The 17,962-nt window shown below is 39.4% G+C and carries 15 protein-coding genes and 2 pseudogenes; 5 read left to right on the top strand and 12 right to left on the bottom strand.

The window, feature by feature from the left end; genetic code table 11:
- Positions 1–29 precede the first annotated feature (29 nt).
- From LS74_RS05045 to LS74_RS04990, 12 genes are all read right to left on the bottom strand, one after another.
- The gene (locus LS74_RS05045; RefSeq protein WP_034588458.1) at positions 30–374 is read right to left on the bottom strand and encodes a YraN family protein; all 345 of its coding nucleotides are present in this window, start codon (positions 372–374) and stop codon (positions 30–32) included.
- On the bottom strand, positions 367–1,665 hold the full coding sequence (locus LS74_RS05040) for a homoserine dehydrogenase (RefSeq protein WP_201274708.1): 1,299 nt from the start codon (positions 1,663–1,665) through the stop codon (positions 367–369). The genes LS74_RS05045 and LS74_RS05040 overlap by 8 nt, the downstream gene beginning before the upstream one ends.
- A gap of 26 nt (positions 1,666–1,691) precedes the next feature.
- Complete coding sequence (locus LS74_RS05035) at positions 1,692–2,900, bottom strand: LL-diaminopimelate aminotransferase (RefSeq protein ID WP_138128872.1); 1,209 nt, start codon at positions 2,898–2,900, stop codon at positions 1,692–1,694.
- A 29-nt stretch (positions 2,901–2,929) separates the two neighbouring features.
- Positions 2,930–3,745 carry a hypothetical protein gene (locus LS74_RS05030; protein WP_034587405.1) on the bottom strand — a complete coding sequence of 272 codons (816 nt, stop codon included), beginning with the start codon at positions 3,743–3,745 and terminating at the stop codon, positions 2,930–2,932.
- Positions 3,739–4,875, bottom strand: a complete 1,137-nt coding sequence (locus tag LS74_RS05025; protein ID WP_034587403.1) for a hypothetical protein — start codon at positions 4,873–4,875, stop codon at positions 3,739–3,741. Before LS74_RS05025 ends, LS74_RS05030 begins: the two co-directional genes overlap by 7 nt.
- Positions 4,859–5,551, bottom strand: coding sequence for a 23S rRNA (guanosine(2251)-2'-O)-methyltransferase RlmB (rlmB, locus tag LS74_RS05020; RefSeq protein ID WP_034587401.1), 693 nt, complete (start codon positions 5,549–5,551; stop codon positions 4,859–4,861). Before rlmB ends, LS74_RS05025 begins: the two co-directional genes overlap by 17 nt.
- A gap of 3 nt (positions 5,552–5,554) precedes the next feature.
- On the bottom strand, positions 5,555–6,421 hold the full coding sequence (gene rsmI / locus LS74_RS05015) for a 16S rRNA (cytidine(1402)-2'-O)-methyltransferase (RefSeq protein ID WP_034587399.1): 867 nt from the start codon (positions 6,419–6,421) through the stop codon (positions 5,555–5,557).
- Positions 6,422–6,425: 4 nt separating this feature from the next.
- Positions 6,426–6,629 (bottom strand): 50S ribosomal protein L31, encoded by a 204-nt coding sequence (gene rpmE / locus LS74_RS05010; RefSeq protein WP_002956610.1) that lies wholly within the window; start codon positions 6,627–6,629, stop codon positions 6,426–6,428.
- A 161-nt stretch (positions 6,630–6,790) separates the two neighbouring features.
- Positions 6,791–8,047: a hypothetical protein gene (locus tag LS74_RS05005; RefSeq protein ID WP_034587397.1), complete on the bottom strand. Its 1,257-nt coding sequence runs from the start codon at positions 8,045–8,047 to the stop codon at positions 6,791–6,793.
- 19 nt (positions 8,048–8,066) lie between these two features.
- On the bottom strand, positions 8,067–9,203 hold the full coding sequence (locus LS74_RS05000) for an Opr family porin (protein ID WP_034587395.1): 1,137 nt from the start codon (positions 9,201–9,203) through the stop codon (positions 8,067–8,069).
- A gap of 97 nt (positions 9,204–9,300) precedes the next feature.
- Positions 9,301–10,266: a radical SAM/SPASM domain-containing protein gene (locus LS74_RS04995; RefSeq protein WP_034587393.1), complete on the bottom strand. Its 966-nt coding sequence runs from the start codon at positions 10,264–10,266 to the stop codon at positions 9,301–9,303.
- Positions 10,263–11,522, bottom strand: coding sequence for a patatin-like phospholipase family protein (locus tag LS74_RS04990; protein ID WP_034587391.1), 1,260 nt, complete (start codon positions 11,520–11,522; stop codon positions 10,263–10,265). The genes LS74_RS04995 and LS74_RS04990 overlap by 4 nt, the downstream gene beginning before the upstream one ends.
- A gap of 307 nt (positions 11,523–11,829) precedes the next feature.
- Here LS74_RS04990 and htpG point away from each other — a divergent pair, with 307 nt between their 5' ends.
- The 5 genes and pseudogenes from htpG to LS74_RS04970 form a co-directional block, all read left to right on the top strand.
- Positions 11,830–13,686 (top strand): molecular chaperone HtpG, encoded by a 1,857-nt coding sequence (htpG, locus tag LS74_RS04985; protein WP_138128870.1) that lies wholly within the window; start codon positions 11,830–11,832, stop codon positions 13,684–13,686.
- 295 nt (positions 13,687–13,981) lie between these two features.
- Positions 13,982–14,434, top strand: a complete 453-nt coding sequence (locus tag LS74_RS04980; protein ID WP_034589040.1) for a hypothetical protein — start codon at positions 13,982–13,984, stop codon at positions 14,432–14,434.
- A 32-nt stretch (positions 14,435–14,466) separates the two neighbouring features.
- Positions 14,467–14,586, top strand: a pseudogene (locus LS74_RS11725) (hypothetical protein); the annotation flags it as partial.
- A 342-nt stretch (positions 14,587–14,928) separates the two neighbouring features.
- Positions 14,929–16,261: pseudogene (locus LS74_RS11745) on the top strand (anaerobic C4-dicarboxylate transporter family protein); the annotation flags it as partial.
- Positions 16,262–16,426: 165 nt separating this feature from the next.
- Positions 16,427–17,962: HAMP domain-containing protein (locus LS74_RS04970; protein ID WP_138128868.1), on the top strand; the 1,536-nt coding region annotated here is incomplete at its 3' end.

Below are 17,962 nucleotides of genomic sequence, written 5' to 3'. Positions count from 1 at the left end.
GTGCTAAAAAACAACCTATACATCAGCCCTTAGCATAATGTAATATTTTCTACAAACTCAATATGTTCGCCCTTGATGATTAAGGCATCAAGGCAATATTCTTGCGTGAGATTCTGCATTGAAAGATAGAATCCTATTGTAGATATAAGCTTTTCAATCTTGCTTGGCGTGATGTTATAAATCGGCTCAAAGCCACTTTTAGCCCCCACACTCGCACTTTTGACTTCAATAAAATGCAAGATTCCATTCTTTTGAGCGATAATGTCAATCTCCCCATATCGTGCAAAAAAGTTCCGCTCTATAATTTCAAAGCCATTTTCACGCAAAAACACACACGCCTTGTCTTCTGCCTCTTTGCCCTTTACCCTACTCATACTCATCTTCAAGCCGCATTTTGAAAGGCTTTTGGGTAATGGATTCTATCTGCTCCAGCTCACACAATGCGTGATTTATCTCTCTTTCAAAGCAATGATGTGTGGAAAATAGCATTGTGGCGATATTTTTCTTATCTGTCTCTTTTTGCAAAAACGCACCGATAGAAATATTATGCCTCCCTAGAATCTGCGAGACCTGCCCTAGTACTCCGGGCTTATCTCTCACATAAAGGCGTATGTAGTAGCGTGAGTAAATCTCTCCTTTATCTTTCAGCTTCAATTTGCCCTCTTCCAAAGGTCGGCTAAAGCCAAGCATTGCTGCACTCTCTCCCCTAGCAATAGCGATAATATCACTTATCACCGAACTTGCTGTTGCTTCCCCTCCGGCTCCCGCTCCATAATACATACTCTCCCCTACATAATCGCCTATCACACTAATGCCATTCATCACGCCATCAACTTTGCTAATCATAGATTCTTTTTTAATCATACTTGGATGGACGCGTAGCTCCACTTCATCATTCTTTTTAGCAATGCCTAGAAGTTTAATCACATAGCCAAATTCATTGGCAAACTCCATATCATCAGGGGTTATATCAGCAATACCTTCAATCAATATATCTTCAGGCATAGCGTGGATTCCATACGCAAGGGAAGCAAGGATTAAAAGCTTATGCCCCGCATCGCCACCATTAATATCAAGGCTAGGGTCAGCTTCTGCATAGCCAAGATTCTGCGCTTCTTTGAGAGCGGTAGCAAAGTTTTTGCCAAACTGCTGCATTTGGGTTAAGATATAATTACTTGTGCCATTAAGAATCCCACGGATTGCTAAAATATGATTAGCACTTAAACCATCTTTCAAAACGCGTATGATGGGTATGCCACCACACACACTTGCTTCAAAGCCCACAGGCAAACCACTTGCAAGGGGTGCAATATCGCTTCTATGATAGGCTAACATTGCCTTATTCGCGGTGATAAAAGCTTTTTTTGCTTTCAATGCTCTTTGTGCTATTGTGTATGCAAACTCCACGCCGCCCATAAGCTCAATAACAACATCAATCTCACTATCTTGTAAAATCTCATCTACATTCGTGCTAAGGGCTACATTTGCATTCATATCGGCAAGTTTTTTTGCCGCCTTTGCTTTATCACGCACAACAATACTTTTTAAAACTATCTGCTTCCCTGCCCTTGCATTAATAATCTCGCCATTTGCTAAAATTGCCTTTAACACACTAGAGCCAACAACCCCAAAGCCAACCATTCCCAAAACAAGCTTTGACATCACATAATCCTTAGAATCTTAATAAAATCTTATGAAAATTGCTTCAAAAACGCCTTGAGATTCCGTGCGGCTTGGCGGATTCGCTTTTCATTTTCAATTAACGCAATTCTCACATACCCTTCTCCATAATCCCCAAAGCCCACACCCGGACTCACAGCAATTTTTGCCTCCTTTAAAAGCCTTTTTGAAAATTCCAAGCTACCCATATCGCCCACACATTCAGGCAACTTCGCCCAAATAAACATACTTGCCTTTGGCTTTTTCATCTCCCAACCTGCTTCTTTAAAGCTCTTAATCAGCACTTCCATACGCTTTTCATATTTACCACTTATCTCTTCCACACAGCTTTGATCACCATCAAGGGCAATGGTAGAGGCAATTTGCAAAGGCGTGTAGATTCCATAATCAATCCAACTTTTAATCTTTTGCAACGCTTCAATAATTTTCTTATTTCCCACTACAAAGCCCACTCGCCAACCTGCCATATTGTAAGTTTTGCTAAGCGTGTAGCTCTCAACGGCTACATCTTTAGCTCCGGGGATTTCTAAAATACTTGGCGTTTTAAAGCCATCAAAGCAAAGCTCGGCATACGCAATATCTGAAATAATATAAAATCGCTCCTGCTTTGCCATAGCCACTAAGCGTTCATAAAACTCCTTATACACGACAATGGTCGTGGGATTATGCGGAAAATTCACAACAACAAATTTTGGACGGGGCATCACTTCTTTTAGCACCCTTTTAATATTGGCAAAAAAATCCTCCACGTCAAGCTCCATTTCATCATTCCACTTAAGCCCAAAGGTAGAGACATTCGCCCCATTAAGAATAAAAGCATAATAATGAATAGGATAGGCAGGTTCAGCTACAATGGCATTATCGCCCGGATTTGCAATAGCTTGGACTAAATGCACATAGCCTTCTTTACTCCCCATTGTTACACACGCTTCAGATTCTGGGTCTAAATCCACACTATAAGTCCGCTTATACCAATTACAAATGGCTAAACGCAACTTGTAGATTCCACGGCTTACAGAATAGCCTTGATTCTTATCTTTTTGTGCGGCTTCACAAAGCTTTTGGATAATATGTTCAGGTGTCTTACCATCTGGATTCCCCATAGAGAAGTCAATCACATCTTCATTATTGCGACGCATTTCAAGCTTAATCTCATTAATCGCAGCAAAGACATATTTTGGCAAACGCTTTATTTTGTCAAACTCAATCTCATCAAACATAGCTCTCTCCTTATTGTTAGATTCACAATCTACTTCAAATTCACAGCAATACCACCCTTAAGATTCTCCGCCCCATCATAATCTGTAATCATCACAAACTTCACACCTTGTGGAATCTTAACTTTCAAGCTTTCATTACTACCAGCATTACTTATCATATCTATAATGCCAAGATTCTTATCATACAACACAATGTGCGGATTCCATTTTGGAAAATCCACAGCCTGTATATATAAATCTCCGCTTGTATTGACACTGACCCAATATTCCCCGGAGGCATCACGCCATTTAAGTGGTGTTGCTGATTTTGCTAAAAATCTTGTATTTGGCAGACGCGGCTCATTGACTTCAAGCATATATTCCCACTTCTGTGCATTGATACGATTAATATCAAGGCAAACAAAGCCCCTTTTACCTAACTCATCAATAATAATCCCCATATCAGGGCTATGTTCGGTATTAAAAGAAAATTCCACGCTTGAAAGCCCCCCACTTAGCTCCGCCCTACTCACCACAAAATATGAATACCCCATTGTGCTTAAAATATTATTCCCAATCTTTGTTAGCAGCACGGGACTAGTCCTTGCACTAAAGCTAAGTTTTACCTCGCTTGGTTGAGAAAAGCGTGAGCTAAGTAGCCCATTACTTTTTAGTGCATAAACAATTTTAGCAATATCCAATCGTCCGCCTGTATAGTATATATTTCTATTTGCAAAGATTCTATTAATGAAATTTGCGTTTGTTTGGTAGCTTTGCTCCCCCATTAGATTTTTTATCTTATCATCAAAGGCATCAGCCCACGCACCCGCTACAATACAAAAAAGAATAAAGATAAGCCTTACCATTCAAGACCACCATTCAGCTGTTTGAAACGCGTATAATTCACATCTACAAGGCTTGAGCCATCAAAATACATTCTCACTGGATGTTTGCTCCCGTGAGCTACTTCCTCACCATTGAGTGTGAGCTTAAATGCACTATGCCCCATCACAAAAAGCATTTTATTGTTTAATGGAATCTCATAACTATTTTTATATGCAAACTGCTCCTTGCTTCCTGTCTCAAGATTAATCACACCAAGCCACAAATCCTGCTGGGCTTGGATATATAAGATATTATCACTCGGTTTCTTTTGACTATCTGCTTGAGAATCTGCTTGGCTAGGCTTAGGGCTAAAAAAGAAATTTTGCTCCGGGTGGCTTGATTGATAAGTTTCTTGAGTTTGCGTTGTTGTATTTTGTGGGGCTAAAGCTTGTGGCATAGAATCCTTGCTTGTAGATTCTAAAGGCACATCTTGAGATTGCACTTCCTGTGTATTTTGTGTTGGCTTATCTGCTTGTTGTGTTGGGGCATTATCTAGCGGTTTTGTTGCATCAAAAAATACACCATCATACCCCCCATCATTCTCATTTTGTGCTGTGCTACTAGACTGCGAAGTTTGCGGTGTGGGCGGAATAGGACTATCCTGCATAAAAGCCTTGTAGGCAAAATATCCCATAAGTGCAAGAAAAACAAGTCCTAAAATCACATAAAGCCAAGAGTAAGATTCTGCGTGAGACTTGCTTTTAGATTCATTTTTTAATGCAATCTCAATCACATGATGCTCACGCTCTTTTTGTAAATCTTTCTTTCTCTCTTCTTCTTTTTCCCTCACAATCGCTACATTTTCAATGAGTTTTTGAGATCGCTCTTCTTGATCCTGTTTGCTTATCACCTCCGCAACACTGCTTATATCAGGCTTTTGCAATTGCTCTTTAGAGAGAATCCAATCACGCAAATCAACATTATACTCACGCTCCAAAATCGCAATAAAGCCCTTTGCCCGCACACTATCAATCTTATCAAATCGCTTTTCTAGCACATCTTCAATCTTAGAACTCGCAAGTTTAGTTGTTTTGCTTAGCTCCTTTAGCCCAATTGCCTTAAGCTTCCCTAGTTCCTCATCAAGTAATTGCGTATTAATGTTTCCCTGCATAATTAATCCTATCTATTAAAATTCCCGTAGCCACCGCTACATTGAGTGAATCAAAGTGATGTTCCATTTTGATAGAGAGCATTGTATCAAGTTTGTGCTTCAATCGTGCTGATAAACCCACAGATTCACTTCCTAGAAACAATGCCCATTTTTGTGGATTTTCTATTCTCTCTTGCCCTTGCATATCCGCACCTATAAGGGTAAAGTCTGCATTTTTAAGCTCATTTAGCACATCAAAGACTTGTGTAAAAACCCCATAAGGCATATTTAAAAATGCTCCACTTGAAAGACGCACTATACTTTCTATCGCTTTTTGACTAAGGCTTGGCAAACAAATGACTATTCCGCCCACACCCAACGCGTAAGCTGTGCGAAAAATTGAGCCAATATTCCCCACATCGCTAATCCCACATAGCACCAAAAGTGAATCTTTCTCTTTTAGCTCTTTAAGACTTAAGGCTTGTGGCGGGATAATTTGCGCGAGAATCCCTTGATGATTGCCGCCACGAGAGAGAGCTTGAGCCTTTTTATTATCCACGCGTTTGATAGGCTTATCTAATTTAGCAAGTTGCGAAAAAAGCTCTCTAGGCAATTCTTTTGCGAGATAAAATTCTGTAATACTCCAAGGGCAAGTCTCTATGGCATACAAAATAGGTTGCTTACCATAAATAATCACCGCCTACTCCGCATTCAAAATTTCTTCATAACATTGCTTGATACTTTTACCACTCATCTTGCTTAGAATCTTTGCCTTAATCTTTGGTGGAATATCAAGCATTAGAGCTTTCTCATACTCTAGCGAATATTCCTTATGCTCCAAAGTATGCGAAAAATCAAGGATAAGCACCCACTCTCCTCGTATTACAGAATCTTCTAGCATTGTGCCAATCTCGTGTGCTGTGCCATAATATCGCTGCTGATGAAGTTTTGTAAGCTCTTTTTGCACGGCAATGCGAGTATGTGGAAGTAAAAATGCAATATCTTGCAAGGTCTCTAAGATTCTATGTGGGCTTTCATAACAAATCGCACTATACGCCCCGCCCATATTCAGCCTAGCAATTTGCAAAAGTTTAGCTTGTCGCTCTAACTTTTTATGGGGTAAAAATCCCACAAAAACAAATGGTGTAGATTCTACGCCACTGCCACAAAATGCCACATTTAACGCACACGCACCGGGCAAAACATCAAAGGCAATATGATGTTCTATCGCATAAGATACAAGCTTTGCACCCGGATCGCTAATACAAGGCATTCCTGCATCACTAAGATACACGACATTTGCATTGAAAAAATCCTGCGACAAGGTGGAGAGAAACTCATCTTGATTATGTGAGTGAAAGGATTTGATTTGCTTAGAATCCATAAATTCCTTAGGATTCTGTTCATTTGGAAGTTCAAGGATATTGCGTGAAATGAGTAGCTCTAAAAGCTTTTTAGCCACTCTTGTATCTTCACACAAAATTACATCAGCTGACTTTATGGCTTCCAACGCCCGCAAGGTAATGTCTTCAAGGTTTCCTATGGGGGTTGGCACAAGTGTCAGCATAGATTTATTTCATATTGTATTTTTGGCGGAATTTCTCAACGCGTCCAGTGATATCAGTGATTTTATCACTTCCTGTGTAGAATGGGTGGCAAAAGCTTGAAATATCAATGCGTAGCTCACTCTTATTGCTTAAAACCTCAATTTGCTTTCCACTTGTTACGCAAGTTACCTTACAAGGGATATATTCTGGGTGGATTCCTTTTTTCATTCTATGTCCTTTGTTTTGTGTTGATGTAAAAAAGTTGGGGATTGTAGCAAAAAATGTTTTAATTCCTGCTTTAATTACAGTAAATTTAAGCCAAAACCTTTAAAACAACAAGAAAGCTGCAAGGCTAGAGACCTAGCCTTGCTCAAATCTTTATAAGATTCTTAGAATCCAAATTTAGCAAATGCAAGGGCAGAGTTTTGCCATTTGCCATTCCAAACACCACCAAGTGCGTTTCCAAGCGTTGAATCTGCACTCGCTTGTTTGCCTGTCCCAACATACCCAGCACCGACTTTGAAATACATCTTATCATTTCCCTGCCAAAGCGTGAGTGAGCCAACTGCAGAGATTTCCTCATAATCGCCACCAGAGTAAAGCACATCAAGGGCTGCTCGCTTAGATTCAACACCACCAAAGATATACCAAGTATCGCCATAGCCAAGTGAAGCACCTACACTAGCTCCACTCATACCGCCACGATAGCCATAGAATCTTGCTCTATCGCCATAGTTTAGCAAATGCGAGTTTTTGCCATTTGAAATATACCCTGCACCAAGCTTTAGCCATTCATTTAAACGCAATTCTTCATCAATCCAAAAAGTTATACCATTTGTGCTTTTGCCATCGCCTACGATATTATCCATACCATACACGGCACGCAAAATTGTCTTTGACTGCACATTTCCAGAGCCAATATCAAGCTGTGCTTTTGCACCCGCATTCAAAATATCGTGTGTGCCAACCTGTGTGTTTGTATCTGTAAGATAGCTTACAAATGGAGAAACCTTAAACATTTCGCCAAATTTAATGTCTAAACCACCACTTGCAAGTTCGCCAACTTTGCCCTTTTGGTGTTGATAAGTATCAAAACTTGAAAGCTCATAACCCATTCTATTATAAGCTTGTCCTGCTCCAAGTTGAGAGTTTCTCCAATATGCCCATAAACTCACAGCTCCACCATCTACATTTAATGCACCACCTTGCACATTACCATAGATCCAATCTACACCTGTATAGTTTTTACCATCAACACCTAGGAAAAACTGCCCTATATCAAAGCGTCCAAGCACAAAGCTTAATCTCCCACCATCATATCTAAAATATGCATCAGACACATCAGCATAATTTGGGAATGCACTTTTAGTAACGCTATCATTAAGCGAAATATCATAGAATGGGTAAGCACCCCAGCCACCAAGACCAATGCTTATATTTTTGCCTAAGCCTAGCTCAATCCCTACGCGTGCAGAAACATTTCCATAGGCTTTTTGCACTTCCTTGCCTTTATCATTCAATGTGCCTAAACCACCAAACCCTTGATGATAAAATGCTCCTAAATGCCCAAAAGGATTCACCTCTACGGCATTTGCACCAACCGCCATAGCAGAGGCTAAAGCAAGTGAGACATATACTTTTTTCATACAAACTCCTTAAAAAGATTTAAAAACTAACTTGTGCAAAGACACGAGTCAGCAGATAATTCTTACCATCATTGGCAAAAATTGAATTATCAAGCGTAAAATCGGCATTATTTATCATTCCTATAACTTTCACGCCCAATTTAATATTATGCTGAGGCTCAGAGACAAGTCCAATCTCCCAGTTAAATATATTTTTTCTCCCTATGCTCGTATGTCTAATAGCCGCATCAAGCTGCACATATTGCCTTAAATCATATTCTAAGAATCCATAAAGTGATGTGGCATTATTGTAAAAAAGCCCCTCTCGTCTTTCAAAGTAACTGCTCTGCCCAAATGAATCAATCCCCCTAGCCCCATTTTCAGCCACAGAGAGAACACCCCCTCCAACATTCATACCTAGCCACTTAGCCCCTCCCTCAAGCCATACAAATCCCCCATCGCCTTTTGTGCTTGAGTGATCAATCACCTTATCATTCCTAGCACTAAAAGATAAAAAGTGCATTTTCCCATATAAAAGTGCAGTATTCACAGGCACAGCCACAAGCACTTTTGCACCAAAGGCGGTAAAATCATTAGGAGCAGCATAAATATATGGGGTAATTTGCAAAGGAGATTCAGGAAGCGTAATCGTTGCTCCCAGATACAATGCCCCTACACTACCGAATGGATTTGTAAAATTATCCATTCTATAGTTTGTTACATACGCATTCTTATACGCCCAGATAAAATCAAGCTTTAAATTTTCTATATCTTCATAAGTCGCTGAAACACCTTGCGTATAATGCTTGATCCACTCGCTATTAGTTTGGAATCTCCCCGCATACACGCTTAAGCGATTGGGATTTACAAAACTCGCATAAAGCTCTGTAAGGACAAAATTATCTTTTACTTGCGAAAAATCTCCGCCGTGTGCTTGATATAGCTTTGTTGCAGCCCACATAGAGCCGCCAAGTGCCACACCTTGAAATCGTTGCGTTTGATAGGCTAAGGATACATTGGCATCAGCAAAACTTGGCGCACCACCTGTCATACCTTGATAATACACGCCCATATGTCCGCTTGGACGCCCGGTTAAAAGCAATTGTGCGATATTATTTGCATTTGCCACTTCATAAAATCCACATACGCACAGCAAAACTGCTAGTATTCTTTTCATAAAATCCCTTTAATCAAATCCCTAAGTCCTTTTAGAGATGAAGCTTTACTTTTTTAAGGGATTGTTAGCAAAAATAATTCCATTTTTTCTATTTGAGCTACAAAATAAGCCTATATCCACATTTTTCACATAGCTCACAAGGGGCTTTTCCACGCTTTAACGCCAAGGCAAAATCCACAAACTTTTTACTTTGTAAAATCTCCCTTATGCCCTGCTCTTTCAAATTGCCAAAGCTCACCCTCCCACCATAATCAATACAGCAAGGCACCACATTGCCATTACTTAAAATTCCAAACTGCTTTATCGCCCCATAGCAAAACACTTTTATATTACTTTTTTGAGCTTTTAGCTGATAAGGTTTTGCCCCATCACTTTGCTCCCATTCAAATGAAGTCTTAGGATTGACAAATACCTTTGCTCCAAGCCTCACTCGCCCTTTTGTAAGCTTTTCTATAAACACCGCAAAATCTAGCCCAAAAAATCTAGCCACAGAGCCACACAACGCTCTAAATTCCACACTATCAGCAAAAATATCATCGCTATGCAGACGCAGATTCACAAAAATGGGCGAATTTTGAGAGAGATTAAACGCACAAAATTTTAGAATCTGCTCCAAATGCCGCTTTTTCAAAAGATTCTCATTTGCCAAAAACGCACTCAAAGAAAACGCCACCTGCACAAAAGGCTTTTGTGTGAGTAGCTCAAAATGCCACTCCTGCAAGAAAAATCCTGTGGTAACAAGCTCCACTGCCAAATGATATTTTTTTAAAATCTCCACATAAGAAGCAAAATCCTTTACCCCCAAAGGATCACCCAAAATATGCAAACACACCCGCTTTGTGTGAGACTGAATCTCATAACATATCTTTTCAAATAGCTCTAAATCCATAGCCCCACGCCGTTGCTCCATACTCGCACTCGGACAGAATCCACACTTTAGCCCACAATAATCGCTTATTTCAATATAAATCTTTTCAAATTTTAACTTAGATTCTAACTTACATTGTGGCGTAAATTTTGCTTGAAACTGCGGATTAAATCCTTTCTCGCACAAGCTTTTCACACTCCGCCACCTTGTAGCTCAAAACAAAAGAGATGAAAAAACGCCCCTATAATCTTTTCATCGCTTTGATAAACATTTGGCAGATTCAAAGCTTGAAAAAACTCCGTCCTTTCCTGCCTTTGCGTATTTTTAGCCTTAAGCCCATCTAGCACTTCATTAAGATGATATATCCTTTTACGCTCATAGTCATACTGCCCCATCATTAATTCCACAAGGCAAAGCACCATAACAGCAAGTTTTGATTGATTAAAAATCATTTGAGATTTTTCATTGTGAATCTCGCCTAGATTCACACTCATCATTTTATTATGAGATAAAAGCTCTAAAATCCGCTTGGATTCTAAAGGCATAATAAATTCCAAAGCTTTATGCAAAGCAAAAGGCAATTCCTTTGTATTGTGCAATTCTTTTTGCATTACAACACTTAATGCCCTACTCATCGCCATAAGATATTGTGGCATATCTTTAGTGTTAGGATAAAAGCTGTATGTAAAGCCCTGCAACTTACCAAAAGCCTTGAGCGTGTCAAAATAGCCAAGCTCCAAGTTCTCTTCAATACTCATTTTGTCAAAATCAAGCATACCGCCAAGGGGCTTAAGGGGGTAAATATTTTTCACAAGCGGGTGATGACTAAAGGGGTGAGATTCTGGATTTAACGCTATGGCAATAACCTGCTCTGCCCCTAGCTCAAAGGCAAGGCGAATAGGGAGATTATCATAATATCCCCCATCTATGTAGCCCTCTCCATCAATCTCACATACCGGAAAAGCCGGAAAACACGAAGCTGAAGCCAGAATCCACGAAGCGAGATTCTCCATTGAAAGCTCATTTTTATATTTTTTCACAGGCACGAAGCTAGGGAATCTCACACTCATTAACGCATAATCCACGCTAGAGCTAAAAAACCGCTCATCAACGCATTTTTGAATAATCTTTTTAAGCGGGGTAATATCCATACCCTTATTATCCTTGTAGCTTTTGATAAAGGGCAGAAGTTTTTCGCTATTCTCATAATAATATTGCAAGTCTGTGCGGAGATTTAGCCCATTTAGCACCACCTTATCTATATCTATCTCACGCCATAACTCCAAAGCCTTTTCATAATCGCCAAGCACCATTAATGCCCCATTCAAAGCCCCGATGCTCGTGCCTGTAACCATATCATACTTTATGCCAAGCTCTCTTAACGCTCTCCACGCTCCAACTTGATATGCCCCCTTAGAGCCTCCACCACCCAGCACAATAGCTACTTTCACTTTTTTCCTTTATGTTTTTATGTTTATCCTAGAATCTCGGCATAGATTCTGTAAAATTTTATAGAATCCACCTTTCAATCCCAACGCTAAAAATCTCAAGATTCTAGCTTGTCATTACTTACAACTCGGCTTGTATAATACATATTTCTTAGAATCTTGCCTTGTTATATCAAATCTTATACAAAAAACTTAATTTTAATTATATAAACTCACTCATTAAAGTTTATATAATCATTATAAACTTTACGCAAAATTTAATATTTTCTGCTATGATTGCCACTTCAATTTGAATCTTTAAGGAGAAAAAATGGCAACAAAACATCAATTTCAAACAGAAATTACACAGCTTTTAGACCTAATGATACATTCCTTGTATTCCAATAAAGAGATATTCTTGCGAGAGCTTGTAAGCAACGCATCTGACGCACTTGATAAGCTCTCATATCTCACGCTCACACAGGACAATCTCAAATCCCTAAGCTTTGAGCCACGCATTGATATTTCCTTTGATGAGCAGAAAAAAACGCTCACCATAGAGGATAATGGTATCGGTATGAGTGAATCTGATATGAAAGAGCATTTAGGCATTATCGCAAAGTCTGGCACAAAGAGCTTCCTTAACCAACTGAGCGGGGATAAAAAGAAAGATTCAGCACTCATCGGGCAGTTTGGCGTGGGCTTCTACTCGGCGTTTATGGTCGCTCATCGTGTCGTGGTGCAAAGCAAGAAAGCAGGGGAAGAAAAAGCCTATGCGTGGGTGAGTGAGGGCAAGGGCGAGTATGAGATTGGCGAGTGTATCAAAGAATCTCAAGGCACACAAATCACGCTGTATTTGCGAGATGAAGATGCACATTTTGCGTCTCGTTGGGAGATTGAAAATATTATCCACAAATATTCCCAGCATATCGCATTCCCTATCTATCTGCATTACACTGAAACAAAAAGTGAAGGCGAAGGGGATTCCAAAAAAGAGACCAAAGAAGAGAAACAATCTCAAATCAACACCGCTAAAGCCCTATGGAAGATTCCAAAATCCGAGCTTAAAGACAAGGACTACAAGGAGTTTTACGCCACACTCTCACACGATAATAATGAGCCTTTGAAGTGGATTCACACAAAGGTTGAAGGCAATTTAGAATACACCACACTCTTTTATATCCCTAGTAAAGCCCCCTTTGACTTATACCGCGTGGATTATCAATCAGGTGTGAAGCTCTATGTCAAGCGGGTGTTTATCACTGATGATGACAAGGAGCTATTACCGCCATATTTACGCTTCGTGCGTGGGGTGATTGATAGCGAAGACCTGCCTTTAAATGTGAGCCGTGAGATTTTACAACAAAATAAGATTCTAGCTAATATCAAATCCGCCTCCACAAAGAAGATTCTAGGCGAGATTGCCAATATCGCAAAAAACGAAGAAGAGTATAAGAAATTTTACGAGCAGTTTGGTAAAGTGCTGAAAGAAGGCTTATATGGGGACTATGAAAACAAAGATAAGATTCTAGAACTTTTGCGATTTGAGAGTGTAAAGGCGGAATCTATCTCGCTCAAAGCCTATAAAGAAGCAATGAGTAGTGAGCAAAAGAGCATTTACTATATGCTAGGCGAAAATAAAGAAGCGATTAAAAATGCACCATTGCTTGAGAAATACGCACAAAAGGGCTTTGATGTTTTGCTTTTAAGTGATGAGATTGACGCGATTGTTATGCCGATGGTTGGCGAATATGACAAAACTCCGCTAAAAAGCATTAATAGCAAAGAAGCCTTAGAAGAGCTAGGGGAGCAAAGCATTGATGAAGCCACACAAAAAGCCTATGAGCCGCTGATAAAAGCCTTTAAGGACACCTTAGGAGAGCAAATCAGCGAAGTCAAACTCTCACAACTAGGCGATTCTCCAATCACGCTGATTAAAGAAGACAGCAATCCAATGATGGCAAATCTTATGGCACAAATGGGGCAGAAACTCCCTGAATCTAAGCCCATCTTAGAGCTTAACATCACTCACCCACTTTTTGAAAAGCTTAAAAATGCAAATGCGGAAAAAATCGCACAAAGTGCTACTTTACTCTTTGGTGCGGCAGTGGTGCTTGAAGGCAATAACCTTGAAAATGCTAAAGCCTTTAATGCTAAACTCCACGCCCTTCTACTCCAAAGCCTTTAAGGCTTTGGCGACCTGTTTGCTTATTGTTTGAAAATATCATTTTTTATTTATGCGTATCTCCATAGTAGCCTTAATATGGCGTTTTAGCTTCTTTCACTCCATACATATTACGATAAAAACACAGCATTTTGAGCCTAGATTCTCATTTTTACATTTATCTTACTCCTTTGTTTATTTTAGTAATAAAATAAACAAAAATAGGATAATCTCAAGACAACGATCTTTTTTCTTTCAAAAAAATTAACTAGAATACCGCAACTATTTCTTATTTTTTTGAAATAAGTTGGAGGTCATTATGCTTACATCATTAAGAAAACTCAAATTTGGCACTAAAATGAATCTTATTGTCGCTATTGTCGTTTTAGTCTGCATTGGTATTATGGCAATTGTCATTCTCTCACAATCTCGCTCCACGCTTGATAAGGAAGCTAAAACTATGCTCTATAATGTCGCCAAACGCCACGCCAATAACATTGCCCCGATTTTTGATGAGAGTTTTGCGCTTTTGGAAAATACACAAGGTGTAATCAATAATTTTCTTAAAGCTGGAATCACGCTTGATAACAAGACGATTGATGAAAGTGTATCAAGCCTGCTAGATACATCAAATTGGGCAAAATATGCCTATGTATTTTTATTTGAACCTTACGCTCACAATGGTTTGCAAAAAGATTTTGTTTCTAAAAATGGTAAAAGTGGATATTTAATGATTTACCGCGATGATGATCCTACGCGTATACGCGTATAGGTGGCGTTCATCGTGTTAATGCTGAATCTAAGGTGCTTGATTTTCCAGCTGTGCAAAATGCGATACAAGAAAAACGCTCTATCTTTGGTGTGCCTGTTGAAATTACCCTTGAGGGTGAAAGCTTCCACGCAGTCAATGCTGTTGTGCCACTCTTTAGCGGGAATCAGCTCATCGGTGTGCTTGGTATGTCAATCAACCTTGATACGATTATCCAGCAAATCGTGCTAAATAAAGAAAATAGCGTGTATGAAAATGACTTTATCTCAATCCTTTCAACTGGTGGTGTCTATGCAGCAAGTGATGATATTAGCCTATTTGGTAAAAAGATTGCCGAAGTCAATACTCACCCATCACTCAAACAAATCACAGACGCTCAAGCCGCACATACAAGCGGTGTATATGAATACATAAATCGCCACGGCGAAAAAGCAATCGGTGGAGTTTCCACTTTTGAAGTATGGCGTAATACTGGCTCGTTTTGGAGTGTGCTTGTCTCTGCACCGCTTTCAATCGCCGTAGTCGCAAGTCAAATTGCTATTACTGCAAGCCCCGTGAGTGCTGCAGTCGTATATATGTCAGGCGCATTAGAACCATTTGGGTGGAATTACCCCACATTGCTCCTTGTATGGCTTATTACAACTTTTGCAGCGTGTATGCTTACAGCCCTTGTAGTAAGCACATTTTTCCCACTTGATTTAAGCAAAGACATTATCTATCAAGAACGATTAAAAGCTGGACTTGTCAAGCCATCAACAGGCGCACAACATATTGAGCTTAAAAAAGGTGCAAAACTTAGTGTGGGTATATTCCTTGCAGGTGTATTTTGTGTGGTGATTTATGCTACTTCAATCTCTGATGTCGTGCGCAAACCTATGCTAGAATATGTCAGCAAAAATATCCCTGTGTATATGGATAAGGAAATTGATTCCATAAAGGCAGAGGCGATAAGCAAATTACAAGCAACAGCAGATAAAGAGCAAATCATTGCGCCCTTAGAATCTCTCAAATCAGCTTTTTTAAACTCAAAAGAGCAATTAAAAGCTAATAGCGCACAAGGGGGGGGGGCTAAATACAGCATTTGAGGAAGCAAAAACTGCGTTAGGGGCGATAGAAAAAACACAAGAAAATGAACAAGCCCTTGCTTTTACAGAATCTCAACTTGTGCTTTTAGAACAAAATGCGGATTCTATCCTTGCAGACTGGGCACAAAAAGATGGAATCTTGGCGCAATTAAGTGGTATAGTAAAAAGCTACATTGACCCTGTGCGTTTGCCTCGCGATGGTGCAATTATGGCATTTATGTTAGCCATTGCCACTTGCATTACAATTTTTTGCAAAATACAAACAAGCAAACTCCTTGAAGCAAGCACATTTAAGGCAGGTATGACAGCGTGCGTATGTGTGCTTGGTGTAGCTTGGCTCGGCAACACCTTTGTGGCAGGATACAAAAAAGAAATTGGGGATTTAGCAAGTAGTCTTGTGGGTGATTTCCCCTTTCTTTTGGCTGTGGCACTTTTCTTTGCGAGTATGCTTCTTTACTCGCAAGCTGCCACCGCTAAAGCAATTATGCCCGTAGTCATTAGTGCGCTTGGCATTAGCGCAGCCTCACCTGAATCCTCTTACATTCTCGTGGCAAGTTTTGCAGCAGTTTCTGCACTTTTTGTATTGCCTACTTATCCAACTTTGCTTGGTGCAGTGCAAATGGACGACACAGGCTCAACGCGCATTGGCAAATATGTATTCAACCATAGCTTTATTGTGCCCGGCACACTTGCGATAATATTTGCGGTAGGGCTATGGTTTATTGTTGCACCCCTCTTTGCCTAAGGATATATTTACACAGGATTAAAATTCTTAATCCTGTAAGTTTATACATTTGCTTTTGTTACATTTCAACCATAAATAAAAACACTTTTCCCGCTATACTTGATTCTCAAACATCTTTTTGCTACTCTATAAGACTTTGTTATACTAACATACAAAAGGTTTATTATGAAGTTATTTTCTCGCTTAAGTGTTGGCACAAAAGTCGCATTTGTCGTTGCTTCACTCGTTGTTATTTGTATATGTGTTTTAGCAGTTTGTATTATTCTTACTTCAAAAAACACTCTTGAAAATGAAAGTTATAGAATCCTACATCAAGCTTCTTATCGTTATGGCACATTGCTAGAAGGTGTCTCTTCGGAGATATTAGATACATTGCTTATTAATGCCACAGCTATTGATTCTCAAGTGGCACGCAATATGCTCAATATGGAAGACTTTAAGGATATTATTACTGCCATTCCAAACAATATAGAGAGTATCAAATATGCGTATTTGTTTATTCCCCAGCTAAGTGATAAAGGCGAGATTATTATACTTGCAGAACAAGATGGAAAGAGGGGGCAAAAGGCAAATTTAATTAAAGCTGAAACTTCAATCAAAGAATTTACATCTATCCAAAATGCCATTGCACACGATAAGCCAAGCATATCAGCTCCCACAACAATTACTTTTCAAAACAAAGAATATTTTGCACAAGGCTTTGCTGTTCCTATCCATAATAAAAATGGCAAGGCAATAGGTGCTTTGGGTTGCTTTGTCAATTTTGCAACTCTTGGCGCTCCTTTATTGAGTGATGAAGCGCGTATCTTTACAAACGACCAACGTTTTGTTATTGATGAAAATGGCACTATCCTCGTCAATCAGAATCCTCAATTTATAGGCAAAAAACTTATTGATATTGTCCCTACTCAAGAAGCAAAAAATATCGTTGCATCGGCTAAAGAGGGCAAAAGTGGTATTTTCCCCTACCGCACTGCTGCAGGAATAGAAGGTGTTATAGGTATGCGCTCTGTTGCGCCTCTTAAAGGGGATAGTACTTATTGGAACGTGTTATCATATATCCCTAATAAATCTATTACCGAATCACTCATAAAGCTTTTGTGGGTTATTATTATGTGTAGCGCAGCCACGATATTCATTATCGTCATTGGCGCAATACTTTATCTACGCACTTCAGTAGCAAAGCGCATAAGGCTCATTCTCCAAACACTTCTCGCTTTCTTCTCTTATCTCAACCACGAACGCAAAGATGCACCACAACCTCTTAAGATTGTGGCTCAAGATGAATTAGGTGAAATGGGTAATGCTATTAATGATAATATTCAAAAAACAAAATTAGGCTTAGAGCAAGATTCTAAAGCAGTAGAACAATCAGTTTTAACTGCAAAAACCATAGAATCTGGAGACTTTAGAGCAAGAATTACAGAAACTCCTCATAATCCTCAATTAAATGAATTAAAAAATGTGCTTAATCATATGCTTGATGATTTACAAACAAAAATAGGAAGTGATACCAATGAAATAGCAAGAGTATTTGATAGCTATACAAGACTAGACTTCACCACAGAAGTCAATAATGCAAGTGGTAGAGTAGAAGTTGTAACAAATACTCTAGGAGAAGAGATTAGAAAAATGCTGCATACAAGTTCTAACTTTGCTCAAAACCTAAGTGAAGAAGCAAAAGCATTAGCAGAAGCTGTA

The sequence above is a fragment of the Helicobacter magdeburgensis genome (assembly GCF_000765825.2).
Taxonomy (GTDB): Bacteria; Campylobacterota; Campylobacteria; order Campylobacterales; family Helicobacteraceae; genus Helicobacter_C; species Helicobacter_C magdeburgensis.
Note: the sequence above shows the minus strand (reverse complement) of the source record. Positions and strands in the feature narration are given on the sequence as shown.